The 19497-nt window shown below is 67.3% G+C and carries 24 protein-coding genes; 13 read left to right on the top strand and 11 right to left on the bottom strand.

The annotated features are described in order from the left end of the window. Positions 1-459: a CBS domain-containing protein gene (locus IG196_RS09375; protein WP_099796075.1), complete on the bottom strand. Its 459-nt coding sequence runs from the start codon at positions 457-459 to the stop codon at positions 1-3. 148 nt (positions 460-607) lie between these two features. Between IG196_RS09375 and IG196_RS09370 the strand changes: the two genes are divergently transcribed. Together IG196_RS09370 and IG196_RS09365 are read left to right on the top strand one after the other, a co-directional pair. Continuing rightward, a complete protein-coding gene (locus IG196_RS09370) occupies positions 608-1918 on the top strand; it encodes an O-acetylhomoserine aminocarboxypropyltransferase (protein ID WP_099796074.1) in 1311 nt (436 codons plus the stop codon). Position 1919: 1 nt separating this feature from the next. Further along, a complete protein-coding gene (locus tag IG196_RS09365; RefSeq protein WP_192195924.1) occupies positions 1920-2726 on the top strand; it encodes an alpha/beta fold hydrolase in 807 nt (268 codons plus the stop codon). Between the two features lie 27 nt (positions 2727-2753). Here the strand turns inward: IG196_RS09365 and IG196_RS09360 are convergent, their stop codons facing one another. Together IG196_RS09360 and IG196_RS09355 are read right to left on the bottom strand one after the other, a co-directional pair. Continuing rightward, positions 2754-3419: an NmrA family NAD(P)-binding protein gene (locus tag IG196_RS09360; protein WP_192195923.1), complete on the bottom strand. Its 666-nt coding sequence runs from the start codon at positions 3417-3419 to the stop codon at positions 2754-2756. A gap of 25 nt (positions 3420-3444) precedes the next feature. After that, positions 3445-3828 (bottom strand): thioredoxin family protein, encoded by a 384-nt coding sequence (locus IG196_RS09355; RefSeq protein WP_192196967.1) that lies wholly within the window; start codon positions 3826-3828, stop codon positions 3445-3447. Positions 3829-3926: 98 nt separating this feature from the next. On the opposite strand from IG196_RS09355, the gene IG196_RS09350 reads away from it, so the two are divergent. Then, a complete protein-coding gene (locus IG196_RS09350) occupies positions 3927-4277 on the top strand; it encodes an Mpo1-like protein (protein WP_192195922.1) in 351 nt (116 codons plus the stop codon). Positions 4278-4282: 5 nt separating this feature from the next. Here IG196_RS09350 and IG196_RS09345 read toward each other — a convergent pair whose 3' ends face one another. Next, on the bottom strand, positions 4283-5494 hold the full coding sequence (locus IG196_RS09345; protein WP_192195921.1) for a YihY family inner membrane protein: 1212 nt from the start codon (positions 5492-5494) through the stop codon (positions 4283-4285). A 120-nt stretch (positions 5495-5614) separates the two neighbouring features. Between IG196_RS09345 and IG196_RS09340 the strand changes: the two genes are divergently transcribed. Both IG196_RS09340 and IG196_RS09335 read left to right on the top strand, forming a co-directional pair. After that, a complete protein-coding gene (locus IG196_RS09340; RefSeq protein WP_263864233.1) occupies positions 5615-5983 on the top strand; it encodes a DUF2069 domain-containing protein in 369 nt (122 codons plus the stop codon). Then, on the top strand, positions 5980-7416 hold the full coding sequence (locus tag IG196_RS09335; protein WP_192195919.1) for an FAD-binding oxidoreductase: 1437 nt from the start codon (positions 5980-5982) through the stop codon (positions 7414-7416). The genes IG196_RS09340 and IG196_RS09335 overlap by 4 nt, the downstream gene beginning before the upstream one ends. 142 nt (positions 7417-7558) lie before the next feature. On the opposite strand, the gene IG196_RS09330 is transcribed toward IG196_RS09335, so the two are convergent. The 3 genes from IG196_RS09330 to nthA are packed head-to-tail and all read right to left on the bottom strand — an operon-like array spanning position 7559 to position 9233. Then, positions 7559-7936, bottom strand: coding sequence for a nitrile hydratase accessory protein (locus IG196_RS09330; protein WP_192195918.1), 378 nt, complete (start codon positions 7934-7936; stop codon positions 7559-7561). After that, a complete protein-coding gene (nthB, locus tag IG196_RS09325) occupies positions 7933-8598 on the bottom strand; it encodes a nitrile hydratase subunit beta (RefSeq protein ID WP_192195917.1) in 666 nt (221 codons plus the stop codon). The genes IG196_RS09330 and nthB overlap by 4 nt, the downstream gene beginning before the upstream one ends. Then, positions 8595-9233 (bottom strand): nitrile hydratase subunit alpha, encoded by a 639-nt coding sequence (gene nthA / locus IG196_RS09320; protein WP_192195916.1) that lies wholly within the window; start codon positions 9231-9233, stop codon positions 8595-8597. The genes nthB and nthA overlap by 4 nt, the downstream gene beginning before the upstream one ends. A gap of 36 nt (positions 9234-9269) precedes the next feature. Between nthA and IG196_RS09315 the strand changes: the two genes are divergently transcribed. The 4 genes from IG196_RS09315 to IG196_RS09300 all read left to right on the top strand — a co-directional run bounded on the left by IG196_RS09315 (position 9270) and on the right by IG196_RS09300 (position 12162). Continuing rightward, complete coding sequence (locus IG196_RS09315) at positions 9270-10109, top strand: thymidylate synthase (protein ID WP_192195915.1); 840 nt, start codon at positions 9270-9272, stop codon at positions 10107-10109. Between the two features lie 5 nt (positions 10110-10114). Then, positions 10115-10633, top strand: a complete 519-nt coding sequence (locus IG196_RS09310) for a dihydrofolate reductase (RefSeq protein WP_192195914.1) — start codon at positions 10115-10117, stop codon at positions 10631-10633. Next, positions 10630-11757, top strand: a complete 1128-nt coding sequence (locus IG196_RS09305) for a phosphatidate phosphatase App1 family protein (RefSeq protein ID WP_192195913.1) — start codon at positions 10630-10632, stop codon at positions 11755-11757. The genes IG196_RS09310 and IG196_RS09305 overlap by 4 nt, the downstream gene beginning before the upstream one ends. A gap of 165 nt (positions 11758-11922) precedes the next feature. Further along, the gene (locus tag IG196_RS09300; protein WP_192195912.1) at positions 11923-12162 is read left to right on the top strand and encodes a hypothetical protein; all 240 of its coding nucleotides are present in this window, start codon (positions 11923-11925) and stop codon (positions 12160-12162) included. Here IG196_RS09300 and IG196_RS09295 read toward each other — a convergent pair. From IG196_RS09295 to IG196_RS09280, 4 genes are all read right to left on the bottom strand, one after another. Continuing rightward, on the bottom strand, positions 12149-12496 hold the full coding sequence (locus tag IG196_RS09295) for a hypothetical protein (protein ID WP_192195911.1): 348 nt from the start codon (positions 12494-12496) through the stop codon (positions 12149-12151). The genes IG196_RS09300 and IG196_RS09295 overlap by 14 nt on opposite strands. A gap of 33 nt (positions 12497-12529) precedes the next feature. After that, positions 12530-13873, bottom strand: a complete 1344-nt coding sequence (gene gdhA / locus IG196_RS09290) for an NADP-specific glutamate dehydrogenase (RefSeq protein ID WP_192195910.1) — start codon at positions 13871-13873, stop codon at positions 12530-12532. 209 nt (positions 13874-14082) lie between these two features. After that, entirely contained in the window at positions 14083-15102 is a 1020-nt protein-coding gene (locus IG196_RS09285) for a TRAP transporter substrate-binding protein (protein ID WP_192195909.1), read from the bottom strand. Between the two features lie 45 nt (positions 15103-15147). After that, complete coding sequence (locus tag IG196_RS09280) at positions 15148-15930, bottom strand: IclR family transcriptional regulator (protein WP_101492046.1); 783 nt, start codon at positions 15928-15930, stop codon at positions 15148-15150. Between the two features lie 217 nt (positions 15931-16147). On the opposite strand from IG196_RS09280, the gene IG196_RS09275 reads away from it, so the two are divergent. Genes IG196_RS09275 through IG196_RS09260 form a run of 4 tightly spaced genes read left to right on the top strand, consistent with a single transcriptional unit; the run spans position 16148 to position 19473 of the window. After that, positions 16148-17131: a TRAP transporter substrate-binding protein gene (locus IG196_RS09275; protein ID WP_192196966.1), complete on the top strand. Its 984-nt coding sequence runs from the start codon at positions 16148-16150 to the stop codon at positions 17129-17131. 40 nt (positions 17132-17171) lie between these two features. Beyond that, on the top strand, positions 17172-17633 hold the full coding sequence (locus IG196_RS09270; protein WP_192195908.1) for a type II 3-dehydroquinate dehydratase: 462 nt from the start codon (positions 17172-17174) through the stop codon (positions 17631-17633). Then, entirely contained in the window at positions 17630-18196 is a 567-nt protein-coding gene (locus IG196_RS09265) for a TRAP transporter small permease (protein ID WP_159275161.1), read from the top strand. Before IG196_RS09270 ends, IG196_RS09265 begins: the two co-directional genes overlap by 4 nt. After that, on the top strand, positions 18193-19473 hold the full coding sequence (locus tag IG196_RS09260) for a TRAP transporter large permease (protein ID WP_192195907.1): 1281 nt from the start codon (positions 18193-18195) through the stop codon (positions 19471-19473). The genes IG196_RS09265 and IG196_RS09260 overlap by 4 nt, the downstream gene beginning before the upstream one ends. The last annotated feature ends 24 nt before the right edge of the window (positions 19474-19497 follow it).

Below are 19497 nucleotides of genomic sequence, written 5' to 3'. Positions count from 1 at the left end.
TCAGCCGGCCTTCTCGTTGCTCTCGTCTTCCGGCCAGTCGCGGATGTACGCCTTGAGCATCTTGTTCTCGAAGTTCTGCGCGTCGACCACGGCCTTGGCCACGTCGTAGAAGCTGATCACGCCCATGAGCATGCGCTTGTCCATCACGGGCATGTAGCGCGCGTGGCGCTCCAGCATGATGCGGCGGATTTCGTCGAGGTCGGTTTCGAGGGTGCAGGTGACCGGCGCGTCGTCCATGGCCTTGCGCACCAGCGTGGTCCCGACCTGGCCGCCGTTTTTGACGACTGCCATGATCACTTCACGGAACGTGAGCATGCCGACCAGGTCGCCGTGCTCCATGACCACCAGCGAACCGATGTCCTTGTCCGCCATGGTCTGGGCGGCTTCTGCCAGCGGGTCGTCGGGCGTGATGGTGAAGAGCGTGTTGCCCTTGACGCGAAGAATGTCGCTGACTTTCATGGTGGTGCTCCTCTCGGGGATTCGTCGTTCTCGGCGTCGTGCCAATTTGAATATAGCCCACAATCGACGCCGACCCGAACGCCCCTGTCGCCTGTGCATGCATTGCACGCGTAACGGGGCATTGCGAAGAGACAACAGAAAGGCCTTCATGCCCGGTTATTCCGACCCCGGTTTCGACACCCTCGCGCTGCACGCCGGCGCCGCCCCCGACCCCACCACCGGTGCGCGGGCCGTCCCCATCCACCTGACGACCTCCTTCGTCTTCGAATCCAGCGACCACGCGGCTGCGCTCTTCAACCTGGAGCGCGCGGGCCACGTGTATTCGCGCATCAGCAACCCGACCAACGCGGTGCTGGAGCAGCGCGTGTCGGCGCTCGAAGGCGGCATCGGCGCCATTGCCACGGCCAGCGGCCAGGCCGCGCTGCACCTGTCGGTGGCCACGCTGATGGGCGCGGGCTCGCACATCGTCGCCAGCACGGCGCTGTACGGCGGCTCGCAGAACCTGCTGCACTACACGATGCGCCGCTTCGGCATCGACACCACCTTCGTGAAGCCCGGCGACCTCGACGGCTGGCGCGCTGCAGTGCGCCCCGAGACCAAGCTGTTCTTCGGCGAGACCGTGGGCAACCCGGGCCTCGATGTGCTCGACATTCCCGCCGTGAGCGACATCGCCCACGAAGCCGGCGTGCCGCTGCTGGTCGACTCCACGCTCACCTCGCCTTACCTCATCAAGCCCTTCGACTGGGGCGCCGACCTGGTCTACCACTCGGCCACCAAGTTCCTGTCGGGCCACGGCACCGTCATTGGCGGCGTGGTGGTCGACGGCGGCAGCTTCGACTGGGAGAAGTCGGGCAAGTTCGCCGAGCTCACGCAGGCCTACGACGGCTTCCACAACATGGTGTTCAGCGAGGAAAGCACCGTGGGCGCCTTCCTGCTGCGCGCGCGCCGCGAAGGCCTGCGCGACTTCGGCGCCTCGATGAGCCCGCACACGGCGTGGCTGATATTGCAGGGCATCGAGACGCTGCCGCTGCGCATGGAGCGCCACATCGACAACACGCAGAAGGTGGTCGAGTTCTTGTCCACGCACCCGTTCGTGTCGCGCGTGGGCCATCCGCTGATCGAGTCACACCCCAGCCATGCGCTCGCGCAAAAGCTGCTGCGCCACGGCGCGCGCGGCGCCGGCGCGGTGTTCAGCTTCGACATCAAGGGCAGCCGCGCACAGGGCAAGGCCTTCATCGAGGCGCTCAAGCTGTTCAGCCACCTGGCCAACGTGGGCGACTGCCGCAGCCTGGTGATCCACCCGGCCAGCACCACGCACTTCCGCATGACCGACGAGGCGCTCGCGGGCGCGGGCATCTCGCAGGGCACGATCCGCCTGTCGATCGGCCTGGAAGACCCAGCCGACCTGATCGACGACCTCAAGCGCGCGCTGAAGGCTGCGGAAAAGGCGGGGGCCTGACATGCACTACACCGTCAACGGCCACGCCACCTACTGCTACACCGCCGGCAAGCCCTTCGATGCGGCCAAGCCCACGGTGGTGTTCATCCACGGCGTGCTCAACGACCACAGCGTGTGGATTTTGCAGAGCCGCTGGTTCGCCAACCACGGCTGGAACGTGCTGGCGGTCGACCTGCCGGGCCACTGCAAGAGCGCCGGCGCGCCGCCGGCCAGCGTGGAAGACGCCGCGCAGTTCGTCATTGCGCTGCTCGACGCGGCGGGCGTGCAGAAGGCCGCGCTCATCGGCCACAGCTTCGGCTCGCTGATCGCGCTCGAAACCGCGGCGCGCGCGCCCGAGCGCATCACGCAGCTCGCGATGGTCGGCACGGCCTACCCGATGGTGGTGTCGCCCGCGCTGCTCGAAAGCTCGGTGAGCGATCCGCAGCGTGCCATCGCGATGGTCAACACCTTCTCGCACTCGCTGCTGGCGCCGCCGCCTTCGTCGCTCGGCCCGGGCACGTGGCTGTACGGCAGCTCGCGCGCGCTGATGCGCCGCGTGCTCGCGAGCAACCGCGAGGCCAATGTGTTCCACATCGGCTTCAAGGCCTGCAACGACTACGCGAACGGCGAAGCGGCGATGGAGAAGGTGCAGTGCCCGGTGCTGTTCCTGCTCGGCGACGCCGACCAGATGACGCCGCCGCGCGCCACCAAGGCGCTGGTGAGCAAGGCGCGCAATGCCAAGGTGGTGACGGTGCACGCCGGCCATGCGCTGATGAGCGAGGCGCCGGACGAGGTGCTGTTCGCGCTGCGCGACTTCGTCGCGGGCTGAAAGAACGCGGGGCGGCTCAGCCGCTGCTCAGCTGCCCAGCGCGTTGATGTCCGCCGGGTCGAGCAGCACCTTGCGCGCGCCCTGGCGTGCCACCGTCAGCATCGCGCGGCCCAGTTTCTCGGTGGTGGTCACGCGGTCGGGCCACCAGCGGTGGGCCAGCCCGAGCACGGGCTTGAGCACGACGATCGCGGCGTCGTACAGCGGCGTCTTCGAGCGCACGCCGTGCAGCGGCTGGATCATCCCGGGCCGGAACATGTAGGACGCGCGAAACGGCAGGCGCATCAAAGCGTTCTCGGTCGCGCCCTTCACACGCGCCCACATGCGTTCGCCGCGCTCGCTGCTGTCGGTGCCCGCGCCCGTCACGTAGGTGAAGGTCATGCCCGGGTTGAGGCGCGCCAGCACGGTGGCCGCCGCCATCGTCAGGTCGTAGGTGACGCGCTTGTACTCGGGCTCCTTCATGCCGACCGACGACACGCCCATGCAGAAGAAGCAGGCATCGAAGCCCGTCAGCTGCGACTCGATGGCGCGGTAGTCATACATGTCCTTGTGGACCAGGTCCTGCAGCTTGGGATGCTGCTGCCCGGTGGCGCTGCGCCCCACGGCCACCACGCGTTCCACGTCGGGCGCCAGCAGGCACTCGCGCAGCACGCCCTGCCCCACCATGCCGGTGGCGCCAAAGATCAGGATGTTCATGGGAGGGAGACTCCGAAGGGGTCAGTCAGACCGCGAAGACCGCGGGCTTTTTCTCGAGCACGGCCAGCAGCAGGTCGACGTCGAGGCTGGAAGGCTGCGGCGGCTGCAGCGCGCCGAGCAGGCGCGACAGCGTCTCGATGTGCGGCAGCAGCGGACCCAGAAAGCGCGTGCCGTCGGCGCCCGCCACCAGCAGGGTCGGGAAGGTCTCGACGTCGAAGGCGTCGGCGATCTCGGCGTGGTCCTCGATGTCGACCCAGGCGAAGCGGAACTGCGGGTGCGTCTTTGCCAGCTCGACCAGCAACGGCCGGTAGTCGCGGCAGGTGCCGCACCATTCGGCGCACAGGCAGACGACCCACGGCGCGTTGGCATCGGAAGAAGAAGCGGCGGGGACGACGGGGACAGCGCTCAAAGTGGACACGGTGAAGGTGGGATGGCGAACCCGGGTGGTGCGTCCGCAGGCTCGTGGCTATTATCAACAAAGCCCCTGCGGGGCGCAGGAGACACACGATGAACACCTCCACCCCTGCCGCGCCGGACGCGCCGGCCACGGTCGATCCGCGCCGCTTCACGAGCTTTGCCGAGTTCTATCCCTTCTATCTGACCGAGCACGCCAACGTCACCTGCCGGCGGCTGCATTTCGCGGGCTCGACGATCTCGCTGCTGTGCCTCGTGGCCCTGGTGGTCACGCTGAACCCGTGGTGGCTGCTGGCCGGGCTGGTGGCCGGCTACGGCTTCGCCTGGGTCGGGCATTTCGGCTTCGAGAAGAACAGGCCGGCCTCGTTCAAGCGCCCGCTGTATTCCTTCATGGGCGACTGGACGATGTACCGGGACATCTGGGCCGGGCGCGTAAAAATCTGACGCTCCTAGATCAATAGCACGTCGCCCAGCCGCAGCGTGTGCAGCGGGCCCTTCTGCCACAGGTCTTCGAGCGGCTCGGCGCGCGGCATCAGCAGCTCGCGCAACAGCGGCTCGATGGGCGTCGACGGGTCGGCCAGCAGCACGTAGCGCGGGTCCTCGTTGGCGGGCTCCTCGGCCAGCGGCGCGATCCAGTCGAGCCGCACGAGCGTGTCGATCACCGGCACCAACTGCAGCCCGTCGACCCGCATGCGCGTCAGCAGCTCGCTCGCGCCCATGCCCTTGGCTGGCGTAGCCCGCGCGCGCGCCAGGTGCTGCAGCACCTCCATCGCGAGCTGCATCGGCCAGCCCGCCGCGCCGCCCCGGCGCGCCACGCCCACCAGCAGGCTCGGCAGGTAGGCCGCAATGACGGCGCCCAGCAGCACGATCACCCACGCCACGTAGATCCACACCAGCAGGATCGGAAAGGTGGCGAAGGCGCCGTACAGCACCGAGTAGGTCGGCACCAGGCTCAGGTAGTAGCCGAGCACGCGCTTGGCGATCTCGATGGCAGCCGCCACGAAGAGGCCGCCGGCCCAGGCATGCGACCAACGCACCGTGGTGTTCGGCACGTAGTGGTACAGCGCGGCCATGCCGGCCGCGAGCAGCACGAATTCGAAGGTGTCGAAAACCAGTTTCACGATGCTCACGCCCACCACGCCGCGCGAGGCGGTGAACACATACGAGGTGGTCGACAGGCTCACCGCCAGGATCAGCGGCCCCAGCGTGATGGTGGCCCAGTAGATGAGCACCCGCTGCGCCAACGGCCGCGGCGTGCGCACGCGCCAGATGCTGTTGAGCGTCTTGTCGACGGTGAGGATCAGCGCAATGGCGGTGATCAGCAGCACCACCAGGCCTGCGATGCCGAGGCCGCCGGCCTTGCTCGCGAACTGGTTCAGGTAGCCCAGCACCTGGCGCGCGATGTTGTCGGGAATCAGGCTCTCGATCAGCCAGCGCTGCAGGCGGCCCTGCATGGTGGCGAACATCGGGAACACGGTGAACAGCGCGAGCGCCACCGTGAAGAACGGCACCATCGCGATGGTCGTGGTGAAGGTCAGACTGCTGGCCGTGAGCCCGAGGCGGTCTTCGCGAAAACGCTCGCCCAGCACGGCTGCGGTGTTGCGCCAAGGAAAGCGCGAAAGATCCCTCCAAAGCTGCCGACGATTCATGCCCGGTATCATGCCATCCGCTCTTTCCAGAGGCGCCCCACACCCCGGTGCGCCCCCTCTTTCTCTTTCGCCGCCACTGTGTCCGACACCCCGCTTCCTCCCTCTTCCGTCCGCGCCACCCGATGGGCTGCCGTGGGCAGCCTCGTCGGCCTGATCGTGCTGGGCCTGGCCTGGGAGCTGTGGCTGGCGCCGCTGCGCCCGGGCGGCTCGCTGCTTGCGCTCAAGGTGCTGCCGCTGGTCATTCCGCTGGCGGGGCTCTACAAGAACCGCATGTACACCTACCGCTGGGTCAGCCTGATGATCTGGCTCTACTTCACCGAAGGCGTGGTGCGCGCCTGGAGCGACACCAACGGCGTGGGGCAGATCCTCGCGCTCATCGAGGTGCTGCTGTGCCTCGTGCTCTTCGCGGCCTGCGCGTGGCATGTGCGCCTTCGCCTGCGTCACGCCAAGGCCGCTGCTGCCGCTGCATCTGCCCGTCAACTGGAGGCTTCCGCCCAATGACTTCTTCTGCCACCCACACCGTATTGATCGACCAACTGCGCGCCATCGTCGGCGCCTCGCATGTGCTGAACGAGGGCGACCTCACCGCCTACGAGCAGGACTGGCGCAAGCGCGCGCGCGGCAAGTCGCTCGCCGTGGTGCGCCCGGCCAATGCACAGCAGGTGGCCGACGTGGTCAAGGCCTGCGCCGCGGCCGGCACGGCCGTCATTCCGCAGGGCGGCAACACCGGCCTGGCGGTCGGCTCCATTCCCGACGACAGCGGCACGCAGGTGGTGCTGAGCCTGCAGCGCCTGAACGCGATCCGCAGCATCGACGCCGCCAACCTCACGATGACCGTCGAGGCCGGCTGCATCCTGCAGACCCTGCAAGAGACGGCCGAGAAAGCCGGCTACCTGTTCCCGCTGAGCCTGGCGGCCGAGGGCAGCTGCACCATCGGCGGCAACCTGGCCACCAACGCGGGCGGCACGCAGGTCGTGCGCTACGGCAACACGCGCGACCTGTGCCTGGGCTTGGAAGTGGTCACGCCGCAGGGCGAAATCTGGGAAGGCACGAGCGGCCTGCGCAAGGACAACACCGGCTACGACCTGCGCGACCTGATCGTCGGCAGCGAAGGCACGCTGGGCGTCATCACCGCCGCGACCATGAAGCTGTACCCGCTGCCCGCCGCGCAGCTCACGGCCTGGGCGGCAGTGCCTTCGCTCGACCACGCGGTCACGCTGCTGGGCCTGGCGCACAAGCACCTGGGCTCGGGCCTCACGGGCTTCGAGGTGATGGGCAAGTTTGCGCTGAGCCTGGTCGACAAGCACATGCCGCAACTGCGCGTGCCCTTCATCCACGACGAGGCCGTGCCCTACTGCGTGCTGCTCGAGAACTCCGACAGCGAGTCCGAAGACCACGCCCGGGCGCGCTTCGAGGCGCTGCTCGAAACCGCGTTCGAAGACGGCTGCGTGAGCGACGCGGTCGTGGCCGAGAACCTCACGCAGGCGCACCAGCTCTGGCACATTCGCGAGAGCATTCCGCTCGCGCAGGCCGAAGAGGGGCTGAACATCAAGCACGACATCTCGATCCCGGTGTCGCGCATTCCCGCCTTCGTGGAAGCCACCGACGCGTTGCTCCAGCGCGAGATCGCCGGCGTGCGGCTCGTGAACTTCGGCCACCTGGGCGACGGCAACCTGCACTACAACGTGCAGGCGCCCGAGAACATCGACACCAAGGCCTTCCTGAAGAACGAGGAAGAGCGCATCAACACGCTGGTCTACGACGCGGTCGAGCAGTTCGGCGGCTCGTTCTCGGCCGAGCATGGCGTGGGTTCGCTCAAGGTCGACAAGCTCGAGAAGCACAAGTCGCCGGTGGCGCTGGAGATGATGCGGGCGATCAAGCGCGGTCTTGATCCGAAGAACATCCTGAACCCGGGGCGCGTCATTCGCGTTTAAGGCTCCCGGGTATTTCTCCCTCCCCTCCCGGGGGAGGGCCGGGGTGGGGGCACGCGGCGCTCGATGAAGCACTGCGCCGAACCAGCGCCGCTTTCCCCCATCCCAACCTTCCCCCAGCGGGGGAAGGAGCAACACCCAACACTCAGCCCGGAAAGTCTTCGCCCCGCAGCTCGATCGGCTGCCCATGCGGCGTGCGCTCCGCCGCATGGTCCCAGGCGTGGCGGTAGCGGGCCAGCTCGCCATCGGAACTCGCCCCCTTGCGGGCCACGAGCCCTTCGAGCGCCGCAAGCCAGTGGCGGTAGTAGGTGTCGCCCATGTCCGGGTCGCCCGCGGCTTGCGCGGCGGTGATCTGGCCGGCCAGCGCCTCGGCCCACTCGACCCAGCTGAACAGCCCGCGCTGGTGCAGTGCCAGCGTCATCGCGAAGGCCTGCGCCTCCCACGGCTCCCTGAACACCGGCCCGTCGGCGTCGCGCGGCATGCCCGGGGCGAGTGCGAGCGGTGGCATGTCGTTCGCCTTCATGCCGCGGCCTCCAGATAGCTTTCCCACGCATCGACCGACACGGCGAGGTTCTGGCGCGGCGCGTCGCAGCCCCACAGCTCGGCCTCGTCGAAGACCACGGTGTAGAGCCATTGCGGCTGCTCGCCCAGGCCCTGCGCATTCGCATCGGCGAACACGTGTGCGCCGTGGATGTGTTCGATGGTGCCGCGCTTGCCCTGCACATAGCCCGGCAGGCGCGTGTGGTGGTCGACGTGGCCGAGGTGCATGCGCACGGCCTGCCCGACCGCGAAGCGCGCGGGCGCCGGCGCGGGGCGTTCGGTGCCCGAGCCCTTGGCGAGCACGGCAGGCACGTTCGCGGCCTGCAGCACGCGGGCGACCGGCGCGGCCGGATGGCGCATCTCGCCAGACGCGATCTCGTCCGCAAAGACCTGGCCGCGCTGCAGCATCAGCTGCTCCAGCGCACCGAGCCAGATCTGGTAGTAGCTCAGGTCGCGGTAATCGGGCAGCGTCTCGCGCACGGCACGGCTCGCATCGATGTTCCAGGAGCCGGTCGCGCCCATGGCCAGCGTGAGCGCCAGCGCGCGCGACTCCCACGCGCCATGGAACAGCTCGCCCTCAGGCTCGGGCGTGACGGGGCCGAAACCAAGTTGCCCGCCGAGGTCGGCGTGGGTCGTGTAGGTCATGCGGCGCTCCTTGCCGAAGGGGCATCGACCACGCGCGTGCCGATCATCGAATCGCGCGAGACCAGCGCGGCCAGCGCGGCCTCGCTCCAGCCCTCGGTACCGGCGGGGCGCTGCGGGATCACGAGGTAGCGCACCTCGGCGGTCGAGTCCCAGACGCGGATGCGGGTGTTCTCGGGCAGCGTGGTGCCGAAGTCGGCCAGCACGCCGCGCGGATCTTTCACGGCGCGCGAGCGGTACGGCGCGCTCTTGTACCAGGTGGGCGGCAGGCCGAGCACGGGCCAGGGGTAGCAACTGCAGAGGGTGCAGACGACCATGTGGTGCTGGTCGTCGGTGTTCGCCACCGCGACCATGTGCTCGCCCTGGCGGCCCGTGTAGCCGAGCGAGGCGATGGCCGCCGTGGCATCGGTCATCAGCCAGTCGTGGAAGCTCTGGTCGACCCAGGCCCGCGCCACCACCCGTGCGCCGTTGCGCGGGCCGATGCGGGTCTGGTAGGTGTCGATCAGCGCGTCGAGCGCGGCGGGGTCGATGTAGCCCTTTTGGGTGAGCACGCTTTCGAGGGCGCGCACGCGCAGGTCCATCTCGCCGAGTTCGCTGTGGTCGTGGGAATGGTCGTGGGAGTGGTCATGGCCGGTCATCGGCCGATGCTAGCGCTGCCCCGTAAAATTCCCAACATGACCTCGTCCACCCGCCCCATCCGCTCCCAGTACGAAGACTTCATGCGCCATGTCGACACCCATGGCGTCTTCAAGAGCGACCGCACGGGCACGGGCACCAAGAGCGTGTTCGGCCACCAGATGCGCTTCGACCTGAACGAGGGCTTTCCGCTGGTGACCACGAAGAAGGTGCACCTGAAGTCCATCATCCAGGAACTGCTGTGGTTCCTGACCGGTTCGAGCAACAACAACTGGCTCAAGGAGCGCGGCGTCAGCATCTGGGACGAGTGGGCGCGCGAAGACGGCGACCTGGGCCCGGTGTACGGCGTGCAGTGGCGCAGCTGGCCCACGCCCGACGGCGGCCACATCGACCAGATTTCCGACGTCATCAAGACGCTCAAGACCAACCCCGATTCGCGCCGCATCATCGTGAGCGCCTGGAACGTGGCCGAGCTCTCGAAAATGGCGCTCATGCCCTGCCATGCGTTCTTCCAGTTCTACGTGGCGCCGCCACAGGCCGAAGGCGAGCGCGGCAAGCTCAGCTGCCAGCTCTACCAGCGCAGCGCCGACATCTTCCTCGGCGTGCCCTTCAACATCGCGAGCTACGCGCTCCTCACGCACATGGTCGCGCAGCAGTGCGACCTCGACGTCGGCGACTTCATCTGGACCGGCGGCGACTGCCACATCTACAGCAACCACGCCGAGCAGGTGAAGCTGCAGCTCAGCCGCGACCCGTACCCCTACCCCACGCTGAACATCAAGCGCAAGCCGGATTCGATCTTCGACTACCAGTACGAAGACTTTGAAGTGCTCGACTACAAGCACGGCGATCCGATCAAGGCGCCGGTGGCGGTGTGAACGCCATGAGTGCCGCCACGCCCCGCATCCACCTGATCTTCGCGCGCGCCGCCAACGGCGTGATCGGCGCGAACAACACCATTCCCTGGCACCTGCCGGAGGACATGGCGCACTTCAAGCAGCAGACGCTGGGCGCGCCGGTGATCATGGGGCGCAAGACCTGGGATTCGCTGCCGCCGCGCTTTCGCCCGTTGCCGGGTCGCCAGAACATCGTGATCACGCGGCAGGCCGACTGGGCCGCCGATGGCGCGCAGCGTGTGGGGAGCGTGCAGGAAGCGATCGCGCTGTGCGAAGCACTGAAGCTGCCCGATGCCTGGGTGATCGGCGGCGCACAGATCTACGCCGAAGCCGAGCCCCTGGCCCAGCGCGCCGTGGTCACCGAGATCGCACGCGACTACGAGGGCGACGCGCACGCGCCCGTGCTCGACGCCGTCGTGTGGCGCGAGACGCAGCGCGAATCGCACGTCTCGGCCAAGGACGGCCTGCCCTTCAGCTTCGTGACCTACGAACGCATCACTGCATGACGATCAAGCACCGCGCGCCCGGTACCTCGCCCCAACTCTCGCGGCGCACCGTGCTGGCCGGTGCCGCCCTGCTCGCCGGCCTCGCGCCGCTGCAGGCCCTGCATGCCGCCGGGCCGCTGGAGTCGGACGAAGAGGCGCTCTTCATGCCCGGCACCGCGCGCCCCACCGCCGACGGCCGGATCGAGGTCGACGTGCATGCCTGGGTGTTCGAGCGCGAGCACCGCTGGGGCCTGGACGCTGCGCTTGCGCGCTACCTCGGCATGAACCTGAAGAAGCTCACGCCGGCCGCGCGGCTGCGCTTCAGCCAGCGCACCGCCCTGTTCCACGCCGAGTCGGAAGAAGACAAGGTGATCGACGTCGTCTTCGACGGTTCGGCCACGCGCCTCACGATGCCGCCCTCGGGTGCCGACGGCCGCAGCAACCTGCGCGCGGTGGTCGAGGCCTCGCACATTCCGGCGTCGCAGGAGTGGCTGCCGTTCCACGGCGTGACCGGTCCGGGCGAACTGCTGCCGCGCTTTCGCGGGCGCGCGCAGATCGTGCCGGCGCAGGGCGTGTCGGTCATCTCGGACATCGACGACACCATCAAGCGCACGCAGGTGCGCGACCGGCGCGAGATGCTGCTGAACACCTTCGCGCGCCGCTTCGAGGCCGCGCCAGGCATGGCGGCGTACTACCGCGCGCTGGCGCAGGCGCCCGGCACGCGCTTTCACTACCTCTCGGGCAGCCCGATCCAGCTGTACCCCGCGCTCACGGACTTCATTCGCGACGCCGACTTTCCCGCCGGCAGCATGCACCTGCGCGAGAGCACGACGTGGCGCACGCTGATCCCCAGCGGCGAAGAATCGCGCGCACACAAGCTCGGCGTGATCGAGCGGCTGCTGGCCGAATTTCCGCAGCGCCGCTTCGTGCTCGTGGGCGATTCGGGCGAGGCCGACCCGGAAATTTATGCGCAGGTGTTCCGCGCGCATGCGCAGCGCATCGACGGCATCGTGATCCGCGACGTGACCGACGAAAACCGGCTGTCCGATCGCTACCGCGCGACCTTCGACGGCATCGATCCGGTGGTCTGGCACCTGCTGCGGCCCGACACCACGGCATGGCCGATGCAGGCGGCCCTGCGGTAAGCGGACACCGCAGAAACAAAGCGGCACACCGGGGTCGTTTGCGCTTGCAAAAAGAACACTTCGGTACACGCGACAAAGGCATGCCCGGCGCAGGGTTTACACAGCGCTAATTGTTTGTGCGCACAATGTCCGAACCGCCCTCCCTTCAACCCAAGGAGACGACCCATGTCCATGGAATTTCTTCGGACCATCGCCGAGCAGAAATTGCCATACGTCCTCCACACGCCCGCAGACATCGACAGGCTGCGCGTGCTGCGTGCCGCCGAGCTCGTGACTGCATTCATTCCGCCGTCGGAGCGCACGCCCGACGAACGCGCGATCCGTCAGCTGGCCCAGGTGGAATCGATCACCGCGAAGGGCCGCCTGGCACTGAACAAGGCGACCTCTTCGTTCATCGAGCTGTGACGCGCAGGCGTTGCAACGCCTGGCTGATCGCCTGCGACTTGTCGCTGCTGTCGTTCGGCTCGCAACGCTGCGACACCACGCGCTCGGGTTCTCGCGGATCGGGCCTGTAGAACAGGCGCTCGCAATCGCAACGCAGCCGGGCCTTCAGCACCTTCGTTCGCACGCTGCGCACCTGCGCCACCCAGCACGCATCGGCACAGCCGCAGGCCCGGTATTCGAGCACTTCGCCGCGCGTGTGCCAGGGCAACACCTGCGTGCCGCCCGCCGCGTGAACGCCGGAGCCGAACGCAGCCCCGAGCAGGGCCCAGGCGAGATGCAGCTTTCGACGGGGCACGCGCAAAGAGAGGTCGCGTTCAGCGGTGCGGCGTCAGACCACGCCCTGCGCCAGCATCGCATCGGCCACTCGCACGAAGCCGGCGATGTTCGCGCCGTCCACGTAGCTCACGCTGCCGTCGGCGCGCGAACCGTAGTGCAGGCACGACTCGTGGATGCCCTGCATGATCTGCAGCAGGCGCGCATCGACCTCGTCGCGCGTCCATGACAGGCGCGCCGCGTTCTGGCTCATTTCCAGACCCGACGTCGCCACGCCGCCCGCGTTGCTCGCCTTGCCCGGCGCATACAGCACGCCGTGGCCTTCGAGCACCTTCACGGCTTCGATGGTCGAGGGCATGTTGGCGCCTTCGGCCACGCAGACCACACCGTTCTTCACCAGCGTGCGCGCGTCTTCCTCGTTGAGCTCGTTCTGCGTGGCGCTGGGCAGTGCCACGTCGACCGGCACATGCCACGGCGTCGCACCGGCCACGAAGCGGGTGCCGGTGCGCTCGGCGTAGTCGCTCACGCGGCCGTAGAGGTGGTTCTTCACGTCCATCAGCACGGCGAGTTTTTCGGGCGTGAAGCCTTCCTCGTCGACCACGGTGCCGCTCGAGTCCGACACCGTGACCACCTTGGCACCCAGCGCCATGGCCTTCTCGATGGTGTACTGCGCCACGTTGCCGGCGCCCGAGACGCTCACGCGCAGGCCGTCGAAGCTGCGGCCCTTGCGCTTAAGCATTTCCTGCGCGAAGTAGACGTTGCCGTAGCCGGTGGCTTCGGGGCGGATCAGCGAACCGCCGAAGCTCAGGCCCTTGCCCGTGAACACGCAGTCGGCGCGGTTGGTGAGCTTCTTGACCATGCCGGCCATGAAGCCGACCTCGCGCCCGCCCACACCCACGTCGCCAGCCGGCACGTCGGTGTCGGAGCCCACGTGGCGGAACAGCTCGGTCACGAGCGCCTGGCAGAAGCGCATCACCTCGCCCTGGCTCTTGCCCTTGGGGTCGAAGTCGGCACCGCCCTTGCCGCCGCCCATGGGCAGCGTGGTCAGCGCGTTCTTGAAGGTCTGCTCGAAGGCCAGGAACTTCAGGATCGACAGGTTCACCGAGGGGTGAAAGCGCATGCCACCCTTGTACGGACCGATGGCCAGGCTGTGCTGGATGCGAAAGCCCCGGTTGACCTGCACCTCGCCGTGGTCATCCACCCAGGAGATGCGGAACATGATCACGCGCTCGGGCTCGACCAGCCGCTCCAGCAGGCTGTGGCTCGTGTACTTCGGGTGCTTTTCGATGTACGGCCAGAGGCTTTCCATGACCTCGGTCACGGCCTGCAGGTACTCGGGCTGTCCGGGGTTGCGTTGTGCGACGTGTGCGAGGAACCCCCCGGCGGATGCGTGCTTCATTCCAATCCTCTGTTTTCCAAAACGGTGCATAACCTTATGCGAATCCTGCATTTTGCCGGATTGGAGAACCATATTGAGGCGAAAAGCCCTCAGAAGGTGCGTCGTTTGGGGTATCTGATGTGGCAGCGCCCCAACTTGAAACACGGCGGGGGCCGGGCAACACACATGTCACCCGGCCCCCGCGGCTGCGCTCGGTGCCTTTTTTCCTGCTACTTGCGCGCCTTCTCGATCTCCGCCATCAGTTCCTTGACCGTGGCCTCGCCGACCGACGCGGTGTACTTCTCGATCACCGGCTTCACCTTGGCGCGCAGCTTCGCCATCTCTTCGGGCGGCAGCTCGGAGACCGTCATGCCGGCCTTCTTGAGCGCGTCGAGTGCGCTGTCGGCGGCGCCGCGCGAGGCCTGGCGCTGGAACACGGTCGCTTCGGCGGCGGCTTCGTTGACGATCTTCTTTTCGTCGGCGCTCATGCCGTCCCAGGTCTTGCGGCTGATGAGCAGCGCCTGCGGGTTGTAGATGTGGCGGGTCTGGGTGATGTACTTCTGCACTTCCGCGAACTTGGACGACAGGATGGTCGTGTTCGGGTTCTCCTGGCCGTCGACCGCCTTCTGGTCGAGCGCGGGGTACAGCTCGGGGAACGGCAGCGGCGTGGCGTTGGCGCCCAGCGCGCTGAACATGTCGATGTAGATCGGCGACTGGATCACGCGGATCTTCAGGCCCGCGATGTCGTCGGCCTTGACGATCGGGCGCTTGCTGTTCGTGAGGTTGCGAAAGCCTAGGTCCCAGTAGCCCAGGCCGTGCAGCGCCTTGTCTTCCAGCTTGGCCATCATCTTCTGGCCGAAGGGCCCGTCGGTGACGACGTCGGCTTCCTTGCCGCTGTTGAAGAGGAACGGGAAGTCGTAGGCCGCGAACTCCTTCACCTGCGCCGACAGGATGCCGGCGTTGAGCACGGTCATCTCCACCGTGCCGCCCTGCAACGCCGACACGGTCTGCAGGTCGCCGCCGAGCGTGCCGCCGGGGAACAGCTTCACGGTGATCTTGCCGCCCGACTTCGCGGCCACGAGGTCGGCGAACTTCTGCGCGCCCTGTGCCTGCGGATGGCCGGCCTGGTTCTGGAACGCGAACTTGATGGTGCGCTCCTTGAGCTGCGCGAACGCGCCGGGGGCGGCGAACGCGAGGGTCGCCGCCACGGCGGCCAGCAGCAAGGTGCGCTTCGATTGCTTCGTCTTCATGGTGATGTCTCCTTCTCTTTTTGGGGGTGGTGAAACCGGCAGGGCTTACGCCCTCTTCTTGAACAGCGCCGAGGCCCCGCTGGCGCGCGCCACCTCTTCGGCGGCCTGGCACAGCGCCGGCCCGAGCGCTTCCATGCGTTGCGGCGTGAGCCGCACCGACGGGCCCGCGATGGTGACGACCCCGATCGCCGTGCCGTCGGCGCCGAACACGGGCGCAGCCATGGCGGTCATCGCGGGGGCGAACACCTCGTTGATCATGCTGAAGCCGCGCTGGCGCGCCGCCTTCACGAAAGCCATCACGGCCTTGAGTGACGTGGGCGCCTTGGGGCCAAAGTCTTCGGGCTTGCCCAGCCCCTTCTTGGCGACGAGCGCCATGGCGTCGTCTTCGCCCAGGGTCGACAGCCACGCATGCCCGGCCGCACTGCACGAGAGCGCCACCGACAGGCCCATGTCGGGGTCGTAGCGCAGGCCGTGTGTGGCGCCCTGCGCCTTGGCGACGAAGGTCAGGTCTTCGCCGTCGACCACCGCCAGGCGCACGAGCTCGCCCGAGGTCGAGGCCAGCTGGTCGAGCAGCGGCTGCGCGATGTCGACGATGCCCGATCGGCTGAGGAACGACAGGCTGATCGACACCAGCTTGATGGTCAGCACGTAGTGGCCGTCGCGCGCCTCCTGCCGCACGTAGCCGCAGCGGATGAGCTCCGCAAGCAATCGGTGCGATGCACTCAATGGAATCTGCAATTCGCTGGCCAACGCCGACAGCGCGCACCCCTCGGGATGCTCCGCCAGATGTTCCAGCACCTTGAAGCTGCGCTCCAGTATTCCGCTCATTTCGTCCTCCGGGTGTCGTCTCGTCAACACGGGCACTGAGGCCCGCGGCTCGTGGGTCGCCAGCGTAGCAGAACTCGGGGAAGGGATTTCCATTATGGAAATTCTTTCCAACAAAAATACGATCGCCTTCGTCCTGCATTTTTTCCTCGCCTCTGTTCCCTCTTTTCTCCCCTTTTTTCTCCTTCCCGCCTGAGGACCCTTCGTGAAACTTCTTCGTATGCTTGCCGTGGCCGGCCTGTGCGCCGGTCTCACCGCCCCGTCGTGGGCGCAGCAGGAGCGCGTGATCCGCTTCGGCCACCTGAACAACGCCGACCATCCCGTGAGCTTCGGCGTCAAGCGCTTTGCCGAGCTGCTCTCGGCCAAGAGCGGCGGCAAGATGAAGGTGCAGGAGTTCCCCGCCTCGCAACTGGGCAACGAGATGCAGCAGCAGTCGGCGCTGCAAGGCGGCGTGCAGCAGATGTCGGCGCCGGCGACCACATCGCTCGCGGGCATCGTCAAGGAGTTCGGCCTCGTCGACTTCCCCTTCTCGGTGAACAACTTCGCGCAGGCCGATGCACTGCTCGACGGGCCGCTGGGCCAGGCGCTGATTGCCAAGCTTCCCGAGAAGGGTCTCGTCGCGTTGGGCTACTGGGACCTGGGCTTTCGCAACGTCACCAACAGCAAGCGCCCGATCACCAAGCCTGAAGACCTCGAGGGTTTGAAGATCCGTGTGATCCCCAACCCGGTGTTCCTCGAAACCTTCAAGGCCTTCAAGGCCAACCCGGTGCCGATGCCGTTCGCCGAGCTCTACGGTGCCCTCGAAGCCAAGGCGGTCGACGGGCAGGAGAACCCGTATGCGGTGATCCTGTCGAACAAGTTCTACGAAGTGCAGAAGTTCGTGAGCGCCACGAACCACGTGTACGCCGCCAACATCGTGCTGGTGAGCAAGAAGTTCTGGGACTCGCTCACGCCCGCCGAGCAGAAGATGATGAACGACGCGGCCAACGAGGCACGCGGTTACCAGCGGCAGGTGAGCCGCGCTGCGGCACAGAAGTCCGTCGGCGAACTGCAGGCCAAGGGCGCGCAGTTCAACGAACTCAGTGCCTCCGAGCAGAAGCGCATGCGCGACATCGCCAAGCCCGTCATCGACAAGTTCGCCGCCCAGTACGACCCCGCCATCGTCAAGCTCTACAACGACGAGCTCGCACGCATCCGCAAGTAAACAAGTCAGCAAGCCAGTCAGTCCCTCACCGAAGCTCCCCATGAAGATCCTCGTTCTCCACGGCCCCAACCTCAACCTGTTCGGTCGCCGCGAACCCCACATCTACGGCAAGACCACGCTCGCCGAAATCAACGCGCAGCTGCAGGCGCTCGCCGTCGAACTCGGCGTGACGCTCGAAACCATCCAGTCGAACCACGAAGGCGACCTGATCGACTTCCTGCACACGCACATCGACGATGCGCAAGGCGCGCTGGTGAACCCCGCCGGCCTCACGCAGCACGGCGTGCCGCTGCACGACGCGATCAAGGCCATGCCGTTCCCGACCATCGAGGTCCACATGTCCAACATCGCAGCCCGCGAGGCATGGCGCGCGCATTCGATCATCTCGCCGGCGGTGAAGGGCACGGTCCAGGGCCTGGGCCCGCTGTCGTACCTGGCGGCGTTGCGCGCGCTGGTCGACATGCAGCGCCAGGCGCAGGCGCAAGCACAGGCCTCCGCATGACCCGCTGGCTCGACCGGTGCTGCACCGGCATCGAGGCGCTGATCGCGGCCGCGCTCGCGGTCATGGTCGTGCTCGTGTTCGGCAACGTGGTGCTGCGCTACGGCTTCAACTCGGGCATCACGGTGTCCGAGGAAATCTCGCGCTGGCTCTTCATCTGGATGACCTTCCTGGGCGCCGTGGTGGCGCTGAAGGAGCACGGCCACCTGGGTGTCGACATGGTGGTGCAGAAGCTGCCCCCCATCGGCAAGAAGATCTGCCTGGCCGTCGGCCATGCGGTCATGCTCTACATCGTCTGGCTGCTGCTGCAGGGCAGCATCGCGCAGGCGCGCATCAACTGGGACGTGACGGCGCCCGTCACCGGCGCGTCGATGGCCATCGTCTACGCCGCGGGCATCGTGTTCTCGGTGCTCGCCGGGCTCATCCTCGCGCTCGACCTGCTGCGCCTGCTCACGGGCCGCATCGCGGACCATGAGCTGGTGATGGTGCAGGAGTCGGAAGAAGCCGTGCAACTCCAGCAGATCCTGGGTTCGCAGGACGGCAAGGAACCGGGGGCACGGCCATGACCATCGTTGTTTTCGTCGGCTCGCTGCTGCTTGCCATGGCGATGGGCATTCCCATCGCCTTCTCGCTGCTGGCCAGCGGTGTCGCGCTGATGTGGCACCTCGACCTGTTCGACGCGCAGATCCTCACGCAGAACGTGATCGGCGGCGCCGACAGCTTTCCGCTGCTGGCCGTGCCCTTCTTCATGCTCGCGGGCGAGATCATGAACGTGGGCGGGCTGTCCAAGCGCATCGTCGACTTCGCGCTCGCGCTCGTCGGCCATGTGAAGGGCGGCCTGGGCTACGTGACCATCATGGCGGGCTGCCTGCTGTCGGCGCTCTCGGGCTCGGCCGTGGCCGACGCCGCCGCGCTCACCGCGCTGCTGCTGCCGATGATGGTGCGCGCGGGCCACGACAAACCGCGCGCGGCCGGCCTCATTGCGGCCACCGGCGTGATCGGCCCCGTGATCCCGCCGAGCATCGGCCTCGTGATCTTCGGCGTGGCGGCCAACGTGTCGATCTCCAAGCTGTTTCTCGCGGCCATCGTGCCCGGGCTGCTGATCGGCGGCGCGCTGTGGATCACCTGGGCCTGGCTGGTGCGGCGCGAAAAGATCGTGCCGCCGCCGCGCAAGTCGTCGGCCGAGATTGCCGCTGCCTTCCGCAACGCACTGTGGGCGCTGATGCTGCCGGTGATCATCCTCGTGGGCCTGCGCATGGGCGTGTTCACGCCCACCGAGGCCGCGGTGGTGGCCGCCGTGTACGCGCTCTTCGTGTCGACGGTGGTGTACCGCGAGATCACCTGGAGAGACCTGTATGCCATCTTCGTGAACGCGGCCAAGACCAGCGCCATCGTGATGTTCCTGATCGCCGCGGCCATGGTGAGCGCCTGGCTCATCACGGTGGCCGACCTGCCCTCCAAGATCGTGGGCATGCTGCAGCCGTTCATGGGCAACCAGATGCTGCTCATGATCGCGATCATGGTGCTCGTGATGGTGGTGGGCACGGCGATGGACATGACGCCGACCATCCTCATTCTCACGCCGGTGCTCATGCCCGTGGTGAAGGCGGCCGGCATCGACCCCGTGTACTTCGGCGTGCTGTTCATCATCAACAACTCGATCGGCCTCGTCACGCCGCCGGTGGGCACGGTGCTCAACGTGGTGGCGGGCGTCGGCAAGATCTCGATGGACGACGTCACGCGCGGCGTGGTGCCGTTCATGCTGGCCGAGTTCGCGATCCTTTTCGTGATGGTGGCGTTTCCGCAGCTGGTGATCGTGCCGGCGCGGTGGTTCGGGGGCTGAGCCGGTGCGCGCCATTTGCCTCGC

Origin of the sequence: Variovorax sp. 38R, assembly GCF_014843395.1 — a bacterium.
Lineage (GTDB): Bacteria > Pseudomonadota > Gammaproteobacteria > Burkholderiales > Burkholderiaceae_C > Variovorax > Variovorax paradoxus_H.
Note: the sequence above shows the minus strand (reverse complement) of the source record. Positions and strands in the feature narration are given on the sequence as shown.